The following is a 14,979-nucleotide window of genomic DNA, read 5'->3' on the forward strand; positions in this document are numbered from 1 at the left end:
TGTTACTGAATTTAAATCATAACCACCTTTTGGAAGGTGGTTATGATTTGTAGAGTCGCTTTTTCACATAAAAATCAATTTATCTCTTCATTTTATCAAGTTACACAGGAATTTTAAACGTAACTATAGTACCGAAATTCTTATTTAGTTGTAATCTATGTCCAGGTAAACATGTGATGAAATAGTTCGAATATGCTTTAACTTTAAAATAAGATTAATTAAAAATTTGTTTATAGTTAGTTTTTTTGTTGCAATACTAATCAAAATGTAATTATAAGTCATAACTTTGAGATACTAAGTTTAAGCAAATCGTAATAAAGGAGAATAAGATATGAAAAAAATTACGAAACTGATTTTTGGAATTTTTTTAGCTACAACATTTGGTGCAATACTAGGTTCGCATACTGTAAGTGCAGATGAAAATACTGCAAAAGCTCAGATTGAAAGTCGCGGGGTTGACGTGGGCGGGATCTATCATAATCGAATGGTTTCGATTCAAAGCCCTGCTAATACAAGGAACGTTATCGACTGGAGTATGTCCAATATTAATGATGTGATTATGTTTAATAATACTAATTCGCGTAATCAAAAATGGATACTAATCTATAATAATGTTGACCGTACTTACCAAATTATGGGTGGACCTTTAAGTGCAGGTGGCCCAGGTGGAATATTTAGAGCAGCCTACTTATCAGCTGCATCAACAGGTTCAGGTTTTAAAGTAGACACTCGCTGGAATATAAGCAGCGATAAATGGAGAATGTATAGAGTAAATACGCATGCAAATGGCAATATAGTTTATATCCAAAATGTTAGTACAAGCCTTGTGATGGAAACGCCTAATGGACAAAATAACCGAGCATTGATATTATCACCTCTTAACGGCAGGGATGGTAGTGCTAATCAACGATATATTGTTCATGTAGAAGGCACAGTTTAAAAATAAGACAAAAAACGATTTGCTTAAATCAGTAGAGAGTAGGGCGATAATCAGAAAAATATCTGATTATCGCTCATTTTTTGAATTTAAGAACATAAAAAAGCACACAACCTTAAATGATTTAAGTGACGAAACTAAATCAAAAAAGAGTGTGCTTTATGTTTAAAAATTATCCTATCAATCAAACAACTTTCTCCCTGCCTAAGTAACAGTTTATCCAAGAAATTTATATTGCTTTTGCCTTCAAATCCCTAGTCGTAGCAATTTCTCAACACCGCATCAATGAATTAGAACGGTATAATTTACAAATCAAAACAGAAAACCAGTATGTCTTACCCTATGACTTATTCCTAAACCTAAGGAACATTCAAAGCTCAGCACCATTTTTAGAACAATATAAAGAGCTACTAGAATTGATGTAGGTTATGGGAGTGAACAAAATTATATGTATATCATTGATGTTCTACATAAAACACCTTTGATCACCTACAGTACGTATTACAAAGAAAGCAAAAAGAAGAACAAGGAACATTCATGCAACATAGAAATTGGTTCTATCTGAAAAAACAATATGAGTATATTTGTTCAGCAAACTAACCTACCTTATTTAAAGGCTATAGTCGGAGGAAAGATAAAAGGAGCTTTGTCCGAGATTTCAAAGGTTATGAATGCGAAGAATGTCAAGCTTGTCCAGTTTGGAGTCAATGTACCCGTTTGAAAAGTATGTAAAAAAGCGATAACTTCTAGTGAATAATTCTTAGCGCTACTTCAAGGCAGAATGTAAAAAAGAAGTTTTTGATCATCTAAAAGTTCATTTCACGTTCCGCTGTTTTTACTTATATGATAAATAAGGAACGACGATTGATGTCGGATTGGCGCTTATGCACTAAATCTGAGAAAGTTAGGGAAATACATGGAGAGAAACGTGCGGTTACCAGCAAAAACGAATTCATTTTTGACAAAATACATCAAAAATTGGATTCGTTTCTATTTTTCATGAAGGACTATCGTCATACTGTCTTTTTTTTAACAAAAAAGACAACGTCTCAACAACGTTGTCTTAATGAAGCCACTTGACGGGCTTGAACCGTCGACCTCTTCCTTACCATGGAAGCGCTCTACCAGCTGAGCTAAAGCGGCATTTTTACTACCTAAATAGGATAACTAATTTATGGTCATTTGTCAATAACTTTTCTCTATGAACAGACGACATTTAAAAGAAATTGAGTTGTTTTTCACAAATATAAAATAACGATGGTTAATTAGTAATTATTTGAAAAATTGAAAAAAAGTATTGCGTTATATGATGAAAATTGATATTATATTTATGTAATTTGATTCCGGCATAGCTCAGTTGGTAGTAGCGCATGACTGTTAATCATGATGTCGTAGGTTCGAGTCCTACTGCCGGAGTACTATACAAAATCCAGAAGAGTTCTTCTGGATTTTTTTGTTTTATAATGAGAATAGGCAGATTGAATCGCATGATTGTTCTGAATTTTCAGAATAGCACGTTGTAATTCAAAGGGTTAAAGAGTAAAATGGAGATATATTTTCAATCGGGAAGGATGATTAAATGAACGCAATTACACCAGATATGACAAAAAAATTTGCCGATCAATTTCAAACGAATAAAAAGCAACAAGCCTTACAAAATGCTGTTGTAAAGAATGGGATCACAGCTTCAGCAGAAAATATTGCTTCACATACAAAAAACACACCGGTATTTTCTGTAGATCTAGCGACTGGAAAAGTCTCAAACCAAAAACAATCTGGCCGTTGCTGGATGTTTGCGGCGTTGAATACATTCCGTCACAAATTGTTGACTCAATTCCACTTAAAGGAATTTGAATTATCACAAAATTATACTTTCTTTTGGGATAAATACGAGAAAGCAAACTATTTTTATGAAAATATTCTTGCAACTGGCAATGAAGCATTAGACAGTCGTAAAGTCGCTTTTTTACTGGCTGTTCCCCAACAAGATGGTGGACAATGGGATATGATCGTATCATTATTCCAAAAATATGGTGTCGTACCAAAATCAGTGATGCCAGAAAGCGCGAATAGCTCAAATTCTCGTGATTTGAATAACTACTTAAACAAATTATTGCGTAAAGACGCCGTTAAACTACGTCAATTAGTGGCAGAAGGAAAAACAAATGAAGAGATCCAAGTAGAAAAAGAAAAGATGTTAGCTGGGATCTATCAATTTCTAACAACTTCTTTAGGTACTCCACCAACTGAATTTGATTTTGAGTATCGAGATGAAGAAAAAAATTACCATATCGATCAACAATTGACTCCACAAATGTTTTACGATAAATATATAGGTGTAAATTTGGATGATTATGTAAGTATCATCAATGCACCGACCGCAGACAAACCGTATGATCGCTCTTATACGGTTGAAATGTTAGGGAATGTTGTAGGAGGAAAAGAAGTCAAATATCTTAATGTCGATATGACAACGTTCAAAAATTTAGCGATTGCTCAATTGGAACAAGGAGAATCTGTGTGGTTTGGGTGTGATGTTGGTCAATCTTCTACAAGAGATAGCGGCATCATGGCAACAGACGTTTATGAGATGGATGAATTATTTGATTTAGATTTTTCTATGACGAAAGCGGAGCGTTTGGATCATGGCGAAAGTTTGATGACTCACGCGATGGTCTTGACTGGTGTCGATTTAGTTGATGGAAAATCAACGAAATGGAAAGTCGAAAATAGCTGGGGAGAAAAAGTCGGAGATAAAGGATTCTTTGTGATGAGTGACGAGTGGATGGATGAATATACGTATCAAATCGTTGTCCGCAAAGATTTATTGACGGAAGAACAGCTAGCCGCATTTAATGCTGAACCAATTTTATTAGCTCCTTGGGACCCAATGGGGGCATTAGCTTAATTTCAATATCAATCAAAACAGATACAGAGACTTGATAGTTTTCTGTATCTGTTTTTTGTTGATTTCTTGATTTCAGGATTTTATAAATACCTGTGTTATACTTTAAAATGATATAGGAGTTGTTGCGGGCGTACTTGATCGATGAATCATCGATCTTGTGAAATAGCAAGGAGGAGTGAAAATGGATATCCAAGAAGTGTTAACAGAGATTCGTTTGAGTGGTAAAGTGATACCGATTACTGGGGGAGATGTGAATCAAAACTATCGAATTGAAGAACAGCAAAAATCCTATTTTCTAAAAATCCATCCTCATGTGACCAAACGCTTTTTTGAAGCAGAAGTGGATGGTCTGAAAGAGCTCGCACCACATGTACGAGTACCTGAAACTTATATGTTAGGCGAAACAAATGAAGGTGCCTATCTATTGATGGAATGGATCGAACCAGGGAAAGGTGATCCTCGAGAACTGGCAAAAGACTTAGTAAAAATCCATCGTTCAACTGCACCACAGTTTGGTTTTCGCAAGGACAACTATCTAGGGAGTTTACCACAGCTCAATACATTTGAAGAAGATTGGTGGACCTTCTTTTTCAAAAATCGCTTGGAGGCTCAAATCGACATAGCGGAGAAAAACAATCGATGGAATGAAACACGTGAAAAAGAGTATCAACGGTTAAAAAAAGAGCTACTAAATCGTGACGATCATAGGAAGATTACGCCTAGCCTCTTGCATGGAGATTTATGGAGTGGTAATGTTTTCTATGATAAGCAAGGAAGACCAGTGTTTATCGATCCAGCAGTTTCTTATGGGAATCGCGAGCAAGATATTGCGATGAGTCAGTTGTTCGGTGGCTTTCGTCCTGAATTCCTGGAAGCTTACCAAGAAAGCTGGCCATTGGAAGAGGGCTGGGAGAGTCGTTTGCCACTCTATCAACTCTATTACTTGTTGGCGCATCTCAATATGTTTGGAGAGAGTTATGGGACACAGGTCGATCATATATTAATGAAGAAGTAATTGGAGGTTTTCTTTTGGCACAAAAATATACAAAAAAACATGAAGTATCTTATTATGAATGTGATATCAACAAAACAATGACTTTTCCGTCCATGCTGGGTGTGGTCATCAAGACTTCGGAAGAACAAAGTGATCATTTAGGCCGAGGAACCGACTTTGTCAGTAGCTTTGGCTTGACTTGGGTAATCACGAACTATTCGATGAACATCAATCGCTTGCCTCATGTCGGTGAAAAAATCGATGTTACCACACAAGCGATGCAGTATAATAAATTCTTTTGTTATCGTAATTTTTGGATTCATGATGAGGAAGGAAATGAATTAGTTGAAATCGAATCAGTCTTTGTTTTGATGGATCTAGTGAACCGTAAGATGAGTAGTGTGAATGAAGAAATCATTGCACCTTTTGAAAGTGAAAAAATCAAGAAAATCAAACGACAAGAAAAAATCGAGCCAATCGAATCAGGCTTGATGTTGCCATATCGTGTGCGATTTTATGATATTGACAGCAATCAACATGTGAACAATGCGATGTACTTCAACTGGATCATTGATGTTTTAGGTTACGATTTTTTGACAACACATACACCTAAACATGTGTTGATCCGTTTTGATAAAGAAGTTGAATATGGCAATGAGATCGAGAGTCATTATGAACAAACGGTGTCTGGAACAGAGGTAAAAACGAGACATGAGATCAGAATGCAAGAGCAACTTTATTGTGCAGCGAATATCTTATGGGAGAAAAATGAAGAAACAAAATAAATCGAGTGAGATAAGATTGTGAGATATTTTGCTTCGATAAATAAGCGCGAAAAGAGGTTGTGACAGAAGTGTTCAGCTCCGAGAAATAAGCCGAGAAACCCGAAAATTGTTTTTCAAATTTTTGGGTTTCTCGGCTTATTTCCGAAGGAGTTACTTCTGGAACACCGTTTATTCGCTTTTAAGGATAGAAACAAAAATGAATTTTATTTTTGTCTCACTTTCTTTTTCACGCTTATTTCTAAAGGAGTTTCATTTGGAACTCCGTTTAACAATGATGTGATTGTAGCGTCTATTGAGTTTTCCATATGAAGAGGCGAGCAAACCCTGTATTACTCAATTTGATTTCTATTGTGTCATAAATTTGATCAACTGTTCTTCTGACAAGCCACCGTTAATGGCAATCAAAAGTTTTATTCTAGCTTTTTGGCTATTGATACTATTACAAAAAATAACGCCCATACTTGCGAGTTCTTTTCCGCCACCTTCGTAATCATAGACGGGTTCAGCGATTCCGTTGAAACAACGAGAAACCAAGACTACTGGTATTTTTTGGATCAAGAGTTTCTTTAATGCTGTTAATGCCTGCGGAGGCAGATTCCCAGCGCCTAAAGCTTCAATGACCAGACCGTCGACTTTCGAATGGGCAAGTGCTTCTAATAAATCACCTTGCATACCCGCATAGGCTTTGACGATTGGGATCGTTCCTTTGACTGATGCGATATCTAGTCTTTGCGCTTCAAGTAATTCTTGCATAAACAATATACGATTTTTAGTGATCAAACCGATTGGTCCTAACGTAGGAGTACGAAAAGTAGCAACATTAGTCGTGTGGGTTTTAGTGACATAGCGTGCTGAGTGGATCTCATCGTTCATCACGACCAAAACACCTTTGTCTTTTGCTTCATCACAACTTGCTACCCGAATCGCACTTTCAAAATTATATAGACCATCGCTACCTAACTCATTACTTGAACGCATCGCTCCTGTTAAGACGATCGGTAATTTATCACCAATCGTTGAGTCTAGAAAAAATGCTGTTTCTTCCAACGTATCTGTCCCATGCGTGATCACGACACCTTGGATGTCAGAAAGAACGGCTTGATTGATTCTTTCTTTAAGTTGTAACATATGTTTAGGCATGATGTGCGGGGAAGGGAGATTAAAGATATCTTCCATGATCAAATCAACATTTTCTGGAATCGTTACTTCTGCATCTAATAGTGGGTTAGCCACATCTGGACTCACGCCACCTGTTAAAGAATTTTCTTTCATGGCGATTGTGCCGCCTGTGTGTAAGATAAGAATTTTTTTCATTTTCAGAACTTCCTCACGAATAATTTTGCATAGGGTTTCTAGCTTATTGTATACTATATAAAAGAGTTTTGCTATGAATGAATCAAACAGAAAAACTTGGGAACAAAGATAAAATGAATTTAAACGAATGGAAGTGATTCGTCGTGATCAAAATTGGCTTGACTTCATTTAAAGAACATGACAAATTAACAGGAAAAAAGAATAATACTCTTTACGATTATGCGAGTGTCCTTTCATTAGTCGAATTAGATACCGCCTATTATGGTATCCCAAGAAAGTCATCTGTGGAGAAGTGGGTGAATGAAGTACCAGCATCTTTTCGCTTCGTGATGAAAGCTTACCAAGGAATCAGTGGTCAAGGCGACTGGCAGAAGTATTATCAATCCGAAGAAGAGATGATTGAACGCTTTTTAGATGTGATGGCACCGATGAGCGAGTCAGGAAAACTCTTTTGTTTTTTAGTCCAATTCCCTGCTTCATTTAAATGCACCAAAGAAAATGTTGCCTATTTAAGAAAACTAAGAAAATGGTTCAATGGCTATCCGGTAGCTATTGAGTTACGTGACTATTCTTGGTACAGCGACCAATTTCTGTCACGCACGAGACAGTTTATGACTTGTGCAATGTTTTCCTTAGCAATCATTGATGAACCACAATTATTGAATACGACGATTCCTTTTGATCCTTATGTGACAAATACGGATTTTACCCTTTTCCGTTTTCATGGAAGAAATGAGCAAGGTTGGCAAGCAAATGATCAGGATTGGCGAAAAAAAAGAACGTTGTATCGCTATTCTGAAGAAGAATTACAGGAATTAGCAGCAGCCATCAAAAAAGTAGACGGTGCAACAAAACATGTTGGGGTGATCTTCAATAATAACTCTGGTGGAGATGCGGCTGAAAATGCTTTGGCATTACAAAAAATCTTAGGGATCGAACCAGATGAGCTTAACCCAAAACAAATCGATTTGTTTTGAAGACCTGGCTGTTGTAACCACTCTATATAAAAAGTAGCAAGCACGCCTTACTAATAAGAAATGAAACTGTTCAACTAGAAATTTTTACTAAATAATAATCGGAAGAGGTGATGGAACGACATGATCAAAGCAGTTTTTTTTGATATCGATGGCACATTAGTCAACAACCAAGCAAAAGCGTTGGCTTCAACTAAAGATGCGATTGATCAACTACAAAAAAAGGGCATATTATGCGGTGTTGCCACTGGGCGCAGCCCAGTAAGAATCAAAGAAGTGATCGATGAACTTGAACTAGACATGTTCGTCGTCTACAATGGTCAATTAGTCTTTGACCGTGATCAAACGATCGTCGACCATCCTTTTGATAAAACAGTATTAGCGGATATCGTCCACTTTTCGGATGCCCATCACCGACAAATCATTTTTGGTGGGCGAGATCAACTAGATGGTTCAACGACAATGATGCTAGGACAATCGATCATCATCAAAAAAATCGTCAATCACTTACCCAAAAAATTCCCTGTACGTCTATTGAAAAAAATCTTGCAAGTGTTCAGTCCCCATCGGCAACGAAAACGATATGAAACATTAGCGATCTTGAACGAGCCGATTTATCAATGTATTTTATTGAGCCAAACATCTGAGCAAGAAAAGCTTGACCAACGATTCCCAGAGTGTTCGTTCCAACGTTCCAATCCTTATACGGTCGATATTATTCCTAAAGGGGGGTCCAAATTGTTAGGAATCCAACAATTTGCGACAAATAAAGGAATTGCATTGTCCGAAATCATGGCGTTTGGGGATCATTACAATGATGTTGAAATGCTAAAAGGAGTTGGAATTGGTGTTGCAATGGGCAATGCGCCAACTGGTGTGAAGCAGCAAGCTGATTTTGTCACGGCTTCGAATGAAGCGGATGGTATTTATAAAGGTTTGAAGCATTTTGGGATAGTTGATTGAATGTGTGTCAGTTAGGAGGACTAGAATCATTATGGAGCCAGAAACACCTTATCAAAAAGTAGAACGATTCCATCGGACGTTCGATCCAAGAATACCAGAGCGACCCACTGCATTTACAAAAAAACATGCCGATGACCGAGCGGGTTTTAAAATCGAAGAGTTAGTTGAATTTGTGGCAGCAGCCAGTGACGGTGATGCAAAAAAATTGCATGATTCCGTCCAATATTTGCATGATGCACTTGATCAAGCAGAAAAAAAGATTCTCACAAAACAAAATTGGGGAGAGGAAAGTCTCGTTGAGCAAGTAGATGCGCTGACTGATTTGCTTTATTTTACGTATGGCTCTTTTTCTTTGCTGGGCGTTGATCCTACGAGGATTTTTGATATTGTCCATCAAGCGAATATGGGAAAACTGTTTCCAGATGGAAAACCTCACTACGATCCTGTTACAAACAAAGTATTGAAGCCAGACAATTGGCAAAAGGATTATGCACCTGAAGAAAGGATCGCAAAGGAAATCAAGGAGCAAATGAAGAAGGCAGAGCGACTAAAGTTTGCCGAAGAAAATTCTTCAACGAGTCTTTGATAAGATCTTCTCATTTTAGTTGGTAGAAAGATAGCAAAAAAGATTTTTTATGTAGGTAGTGTATGACTGAACATAGTATGTTATAATATAAAATAGATGTCTTTTTGCACGAAAGACGTATTTACAATGTTATGCAAATCAGATTCGTCTGATCATAAACAAATAGAGACAGTAGATGCATATTGAAAACGGAGGAACCTTAAATGGGAAATAATGTTATCATCGGGATCGTCATTGCAATCATTATAGTCGCCATTCTGGCTTTTTTGGTTAGTTACGTAATGAAGAAAAAAAACCAAGATCGATTGGACGTCTTAGAAAAACGCAAGGAAGAATTATTCGACTTGCCTGTGATTGAAGAAGTTGACGATGTCAAAAAAATGCATCTAGTGGGGCAAAGCCAAAATACCTTTCGTGAATGGAGTCAAAAATGGAATGACATCTCTACCTCATCATTTGCCGAGTTAGAAAGTCAGATCTTTGAAGTTGAAAATCTCAACGAGAGCTTTAGATTCCTAAAAGGGAAAAAAGCAGTAGAAGAAGCCGAAGCAACCATGAACCAAATGGAAAAAGAAGTTGCGGAGATTCGTGACGGCTTAAAAGAATTGCGTGAAACAGAAGAACGTAATTCCTTAGCTGTTCAACAAGCTTTAGACGTTTATGAGGAACTAAAAGCAACGATCCGAGAAGAAGAACAGCAATACGGTCCAGCTTTACCTGAGTTACAAAAGCAAGTGAAAACGATTGAAAATGAGTTTACACAATTTGTTACGTTAAATACTTCAGGTGATCCAGTTGAAGCCCGTGAAGTGCTGGATAAAGCGGAAAAACACACGTATGAAGTGGATGCGTTAATGAAAAAAATCCCGCCATTATTTGAAGATTTGAATACGACTTTCCCGGCGCAAGTGGAAGAGATCCAAGAGACCTATGACCGCTTAATCAAAGAGGAGTATGTTTTTCCAGAAGAAAACCTGTCTGGCGATATCGAAACGATCAATCGTCGAATCGAACGTTCGTTGATCAATATTGAGAAAACGGAAGTTGAAACTGTTGAATTTGAAAATCGTGAAACGGCTAATCTGATCGATGCATTATACGATATTTTAGAACGTGAGATGGAAGCACAAGTATTTGTGACTAAAAATCAAGCAACGATCGAACAATATATCAAACATGCGACGAAAAACAATCGTCAATTGTTGATCGAATTAGATCATACCGCTCAAAGTTATACATTGAACCATAACGAAATCGGGCGTGTACGTGGTTTCCAAACAGAAGTGGAAGAAATCGAACGTCAAAACGAACAAATCAAACCACAGTTACAACAACATGAAGTGCCTTACTCAGAAGTAAGAACGTTCTATAAGAAAGTCTTCAAAGTATTAGAAGATATTGAAAACCAACAGGTTGAAATCAGCGATTCTTTACACGAACTAAGAAAAGGTGAAAAAGAAGCGCAAGAAAAAATCGACACATTCGAATTTAAATTGCGCAGTCTTAAACGGTTTGTTGAAAAACAACGATTACCAGGTTTGCCAAATGATTATCTAGAGTTTTTCTTTGTGGCAACAGAACGTATCGAAGAATTGAGTACTGTGTTGAATAAAATCAGAGTCAACATGGATGAGGTCGAACGTCTTGTAGCATTATGTGAAGAAGATCTAGAGTTACTCGATAAGAAAACCCACGATCTAGTGGATGCAGCAGCATTAACCGAGCAAATGTTGCAATATGCGAACCGTTACCGTCACACACATGAAGAAGTGAAAGAAGCCATTGAAAAGAGTTATTACTTATTCAATAAAGAATATCACTATCAAGAGGCTTTGGATGAGATCGGCACAGCATTAGAGCGCACAGAACCAGGTGCATTCAAACGAATCGAAGATTTTTACTTCAATCATCCTGATTTAGTATAATCCTGCGATCAAAAAAGACAACACAGGCAAGTGCCGAGTGTTGTCTTTTTTTGGAAGTCATTGATGCGTAACTGTTGGGCAGGGAATACATTGATTCGATCGATTTTTTTATAGAGTCCAACTCGGAGAAAACGCCACTTGAAAGCACAAGGGACAACCGTTATAATAGGTAAGAATTTCAAAAAAAGAAGGTTTAAATATGATATATTTCGATAATAGTGCGACAACACCGATCTATCCGCAAAGTTTGGATGCGTATGTCAAAACAAGTCAACGGATCATCGGGAATCCATCAAGTCTACACGATTTAGGCAATCAGGCGAACCGTCTGCTACAACAAGCGAGAAAACAAATCGCTGAACTGATTGCTGTGTCTCCTGAAGAAGTGTATTTCACGTCAGGTGGAACAGAAGGAAATAACTGGGTGCTTAAAGGAACGATGCTTGAAAAACTAGGTTACGGTAACCACATGATCATATCAGGCGTTGAACATCCTGCTGTCAGTGAAACAGCTGAGCAGTTAAAAAAACTCGGTATCGAAGTGAGTATTGCTCCTGTCGATAAAAGAGGGATCGTCCGCGTAGATGAGTTGAAAAAATTAGTACGTAAAGAAACGATTTTGGTTTCCGTTATGGCAGTGAATAATGAAGTAGGTGCGATTCAACCAATCAAAGAAATCAGTAGTTTTTTAAATGATTTTCCTAAAATCCATTTCCATGTGGATGCGGTACAAGCGATTGGTAAAGTTCCTTTAGAGGAATGGTTGACTGAACGTGTGGATTTTGCCACTTTTTCTGCCCATAAATTCCACGGGCCTCGTGGTGTTGGTTTTGTTTATTGGAAAAAAGGCCGACGTTTAGCACCGCTGTTCACTGGAGGCGGACAAGAGAAAAATCAACGGAGTGGAACAGAGAATGTGCCGGGGATCGTCGCGATGGCAAAAGCGCTGCGTTTAGCTCTAGATATCAAAGCACAAAAACCAAACCAAACTGCCTATCTTAAACAAGCATTGATTGAAGCTTTACATACGTATGATAAAGTAACGATTTTTTCTGAAGGTGAAGATTACGCACCCCATATTTTGTGTTTTTCATTAAAAGGTATTCGTGGTGAGGTATTGGTCCATGCATTAGAAGAAAAACAAATATTTGTCTCTACGACAAGCGCTTGTTCTTCTAGAAAGCACATGGCAAGTAGTACGCTGCATGCGATGCAAGTACCCAATGATTTAGCTACTTCAGCGATTCGCGTCAGCTTAGATGAAAGCAATACGATGGCAGAAGTCGAACAATTCATGATCATCTTTAAACAGTTGTACAAGAAATTTTCAGTCATCAATTAAGAAACAGAGGAGTGTTTTTGTGAAGTACAGTGAAATCATGGTTCGCTATGGTGAACTTTCAACAAAAGGAAAAAATCGTCGAAGTTTTATTATGCAGTTGGCACAAAATGTCAGACAGGCATTGAGCGATTTTCCTGAAATCAAGATCCACGCAGAGCGTGATCGGATGCATCTACTGTTGAATGGTGTAGACGGAGACTTAGTTATCCCTAAGTTAGCGAAGATATTTGGGATCCAAAACTTTTCACCTAGCGTGCGAGTAGAAAAAGAAGTACAAAGTTTAAAACAAGCGGTTCAGGAAATCATGCAAGAAATCTATACAGGAAAAGAAACATTCAAGATCATTGCAAAACGTAGTGATCATAGCTTTGAATTGGACAGCAATGAACTAAACCAAGCATTAGGAAATGCAGTCATCGATGTTTTTCCGGATATCCAAGTACAAATGAGAAAGCCAGATATTGCGTTGCGTGTGGAAATCCGCCGAGATGGGGCTTACCTTTCCTATGAAACGATCAAAGGAGCTGGCGGTCTGCCTGTTGGTACAAGCGGAAAAGGTATGTTGATGCTTTCTGGAGGGATCGATTCTCCAGTTGCCGGTTATTTTGCCATGAAACGTGGGGTAGAAATTGAAGCTGTCCACTTTGCTAGTCCACCTTACACGAGTGAACAAGCCTTGCAAAAAGCGAAAGACTTAACAGTGAAGCTGACACCCTATGTTGGTAAAATCGAATTTATCGAAGTACCGTTTACAGAAGTGCAAGAAGAGATCAAACGAGTGGTGCCCCAAGGCTACTGGATGACGATCACACGTCGGATGATGCTTCGTTTGACAGATGAGATCCGCCGTATTCGTCATGGACTAGTGATTTTAAATGGTGAATCATTAGGACAGGTGGCTTCCCAAACACTCCAAAGTATGGTGGCAATCAATGAGGTTACGAATACACCGATCATTCGTCCTGTAGCGACGATGGATAAATTAGAGATCATCGAAGTGGCTGAACAAATCGATACGTTTGATTTGTCCATTCAACCATTTGAAGACTGCTGCACGATTTTTGCACCGCCACAGCCTAAGACTCGTCCACGACTAGAAAAAGTGCATCAATACGAAGAACGTTTGGATATCGATGGGATGATCGAACGTGCTTTGGCAGGCTTAAAGATCGAAACGATCCACACAGAAACAGCAAAAGAACAAGTAGAAGAATTTTCTGATTTACTTTAAACGAAGGAATTTGTACTTCTTGTACGAGTCGATCATTCGAAATAAAAGATCCAGTCTCAAGAAGTAGACACGTGAAAGAGGACGAGACAATGGTTTAGCCTCGAGAAATAAGGCGCCATCCACAAAAATTGTATGTCAAATTTTGTGGGTGGTACCTTATTTTTCTTGTTTTTCATGGAGTTAAGCTTCCTCCTATTGCGAGGTTCCTTGTTCCATGCTAAACTAAAATTATGTGAAATGATTAACAAGGAGAAACGATATGCGAGAAAAATCAGAAACGTTACCCAAAGCAACAGCGAAACGGTTGCCTTTATATTTGCGCTATTTAAATATGTTGAATGATTCTGGTGTTCAACGAATCAAATCAAATGAATTTAGTGAGATCACACAAGTACCTTCTGCCACGATCCGCAGAGATTTTTCTCATTTAGGGGAATTAGGACGAAGCGGTTATGGGTACGATGTTCCCTATTTGATTGAAGTATTTGATCGAATTTTGAACACAGAAGAAGAAAAAAGAATCGCTTTAGTTGGTTTTGGGAATTTAGGAAAAGCATTGAAACACAACAATTTCAGAAGAAATGCAAATTTGAATATTGTTTGTGTATTTGACAATGATCCAGCCATCGTCGGAAAAGAAATCGAAGGTGTGATGGTTTATCCTATGGATCGCTTTAGTGAAATCGTTGAAAAAGAAGGAATCAAAGTGGCGATATCAACTGTCCCAAGTAAGTATTCACAAGCAGCCATCGACGAAATCGTCAAAGGAGGCATTACTGCGATCTTGAACTTTGCACCAGATCGTGTCAACGTTCCGCCACATATCCATATGCAATACATCGATCTGACAACTGAACTACAGACGTTGATCTATTTTGATGAAAATTATTCGCAAGTCTTTCCTTCCAAGTAAAAACTAAGTGGGAAGATCGTGCAAAAGTGGCGTTTTTATGTGAATCGAACAGCGATTCATCAAGAGCTTTTATTGACTTTGGCTACTAACCATTGTAAAATGAGTCA

The 14,979-nt window shown here is 37.9% G+C and carries 12 protein-coding genes, 2 tRNA genes, 1 pseudogene and 1 other annotated feature (1 of these 16 only partly in view); of the genes and pseudogenes, 13 read left to right on the forward strand and 2 right to left on the reverse strand.

The window, feature by feature from the left end:
- Positions 1–331 precede the first annotated feature (331 nt).
- Positions 332–940: a hypothetical protein gene (locus IGJ39_RS03590; protein WP_430608280.1), complete on the forward strand. Its 609-nt coding sequence runs from the start codon at positions 332–334 to the stop codon at positions 938–940.
- A 296-nt stretch (positions 941–1,236) separates the two neighbouring features.
- Positions 1,237–2,017: pseudogene (locus IGJ39_RS03595) on the forward strand (IS5/IS1182 family transposase); the annotation flags it as partial.
- Here the strand turns inward: IGJ39_RS03595 and IGJ39_RS03600 are convergent.
- Positions 2,008–2,080: transfer RNA gene (locus tag IGJ39_RS03600), tRNA-Thr, on the reverse strand. The pseudogene IGJ39_RS03595 and the gene IGJ39_RS03600 sit on opposite strands and share 10 nt — an antisense overlap.
- 199 nt (positions 2,081–2,279) lie before the next feature.
- On the opposite strand from IGJ39_RS03600, the gene IGJ39_RS03605 reads away from it, so the two are divergent.
- The 4 genes from IGJ39_RS03605 (at position 2,280) to IGJ39_RS03620 (ending at position 5,624) form a co-directional block, all read left to right on the forward strand.
- A tRNA-Asn gene (locus tag IGJ39_RS03605) sits at positions 2,280–2,353 on the forward strand.
- A 163-nt stretch (positions 2,354–2,516) separates the two neighbouring features.
- The gene (locus tag IGJ39_RS03610) at positions 2,517–3,845 is read left to right on the forward strand and encodes an aminopeptidase C (RefSeq protein ID WP_066026626.1); all 1,329 of its coding nucleotides are present in this window, start codon (positions 2,517–2,519) and stop codon (positions 3,843–3,845) included.
- Positions 3,846–4,026: 181 nt separating this feature from the next.
- On the forward strand, positions 4,027–4,860 hold the full coding sequence (locus IGJ39_RS03615; protein ID WP_019723571.1) for a fructosamine kinase family protein: 834 nt from the start codon (positions 4,027–4,029) through the stop codon (positions 4,858–4,860).
- Positions 4,861–4,874: 14 nt separating this feature from the next.
- Positions 4,875–5,624 (forward strand): acyl-ACP thioesterase domain-containing protein, encoded by a 750-nt coding sequence (locus IGJ39_RS03620; RefSeq protein ID WP_010736089.1) that lies wholly within the window; start codon positions 4,875–4,877, stop codon positions 5,622–5,624.
- Positions 5,625–5,969: 345 nt separating this feature from the next.
- Here IGJ39_RS03620 and IGJ39_RS03625 read toward each other — a convergent pair whose 3' ends face one another.
- Complete coding sequence (locus tag IGJ39_RS03625) at positions 5,970–6,938, reverse strand: asparaginase (protein WP_010736088.1); 969 nt, start codon at positions 6,936–6,938, stop codon at positions 5,970–5,972.
- Between the two features lie 143 nt (positions 6,939–7,081).
- On the opposite strand from IGJ39_RS03625, the gene IGJ39_RS03630 reads away from it, so the two are divergent.
- The 7 genes from IGJ39_RS03630 to IGJ39_RS03660 all read left to right on the forward strand — a co-directional run bounded on the left by IGJ39_RS03630 (position 7,082) and on the right by IGJ39_RS03660 (position 14,872).
- On the forward strand, positions 7,082–7,915 hold the full coding sequence (locus IGJ39_RS03630) for a DUF72 domain-containing protein (RefSeq protein ID WP_066026448.1): 834 nt from the start codon (positions 7,082–7,084) through the stop codon (positions 7,913–7,915).
- 120 nt (positions 7,916–8,035) lie between these two features.
- Entirely contained in the window at positions 8,036–8,875 is an 840-nt protein-coding gene (locus IGJ39_RS03635) for a Cof-type HAD-IIB family hydrolase (RefSeq protein ID WP_019723569.1), read from the forward strand.
- 31 nt (positions 8,876–8,906) lie between these two features.
- Entirely contained in the window at positions 8,907–9,461 is a 555-nt protein-coding gene (locus IGJ39_RS03640) for an HAD family hydrolase (protein WP_066026447.1), read from the forward strand.
- Positions 9,462–9,664: 203 nt separating this feature from the next.
- Positions 9,665–11,386 carry a septation ring formation regulator EzrA gene (locus IGJ39_RS03645; protein ID WP_019723567.1) on the forward strand — a complete coding sequence of 574 codons (1,722 nt, stop codon included), beginning with the start codon at positions 9,665–9,667 and terminating at the stop codon, positions 11,384–11,386.
- Positions 11,387–11,585: 199 nt separating this feature from the next.
- Complete coding sequence (locus IGJ39_RS03650; RefSeq protein WP_019723566.1) at positions 11,586–12,728, forward strand: cysteine desulfurase family protein; 1,143 nt, start codon at positions 11,586–11,588, stop codon at positions 12,726–12,728.
- 19 nt (positions 12,729–12,747) lie between these two features.
- Positions 12,748–13,959: a tRNA uracil 4-sulfurtransferase ThiI gene (thiI, locus tag IGJ39_RS03655; protein WP_066026446.1), complete on the forward strand. Its 1,212-nt coding sequence runs from the start codon at positions 12,748–12,750 to the stop codon at positions 13,957–13,959.
- A gap of 259 nt (positions 13,960–14,218) precedes the next feature.
- Positions 14,219–14,872 carry a redox-sensing transcriptional repressor Rex gene (locus tag IGJ39_RS03660; RefSeq protein WP_065096100.1) on the forward strand — a complete coding sequence of 218 codons (654 nt, stop codon included), beginning with the start codon at positions 14,219–14,221 and terminating at the stop codon, positions 14,870–14,872.
- Between the two features lie 103 nt (positions 14,873–14,975).
- Positions 14,976–14,979, forward strand: a binding site (T-box leader); it runs 209 nt beyond the window's last position.

This window comes from Enterococcus sp. AZ140, from assembly GCF_051714405.1.
GTDB lineage: Bacteria > Bacillota > Bacilli > Lactobacillales > Enterococcaceae > Enterococcus_B > Enterococcus_B pernyi.

Coding starts and splice junctions, on each gene's coding strand:
- IGJ39_RS03590 (WP_430608280.1), top strand. CDS start 332: ATGAAAAAAATTACGAAACTGATTTTTGGAATTTTTTTAGCTACAACA.
- IGJ39_RS03610 (WP_066026626.1), top strand. CDS start 2,517: ATGAACGCAATTACACCAGATATGACAAAAAAATTTGCCGATCAATTT.
- IGJ39_RS03615 (WP_019723571.1), top strand. CDS start 4,027: ATGGATATCCAAGAAGTGTTAACAGAGATTCGTTTGAGTGGTAAAGTG.
- IGJ39_RS03625 (WP_010736088.1), bottom strand. CDS start 6,938: ATGAAAAAAATTCTTATCTTACACACAGGCGGCACAATCGCCATGAAA.
- IGJ39_RS03635 (WP_019723569.1), top strand. CDS start 8,036: ATGATCAAAGCAGTTTTTTTTGATATCGATGGCACATTAGTCAACAAC.
- IGJ39_RS03640 (WP_066026447.1), top strand. CDS start 8,907: ATGGAGCCAGAAACACCTTATCAAAAAGTAGAACGATTCCATCGGACG.
- IGJ39_RS03645 (WP_019723567.1), top strand. CDS start 9,665: ATGGGAAATAATGTTATCATCGGGATCGTCATTGCAATCATTATAGTC.
- IGJ39_RS03650 (WP_019723566.1), top strand. CDS start 11,586: ATGATATATTTCGATAATAGTGCGACAACACCGATCTATCCGCAAAGT.
- IGJ39_RS03660 (WP_065096100.1), top strand. CDS start 14,219: ATGCGAGAAAAATCAGAAACGTTACCCAAAGCAACAGCGAAACGGTTG.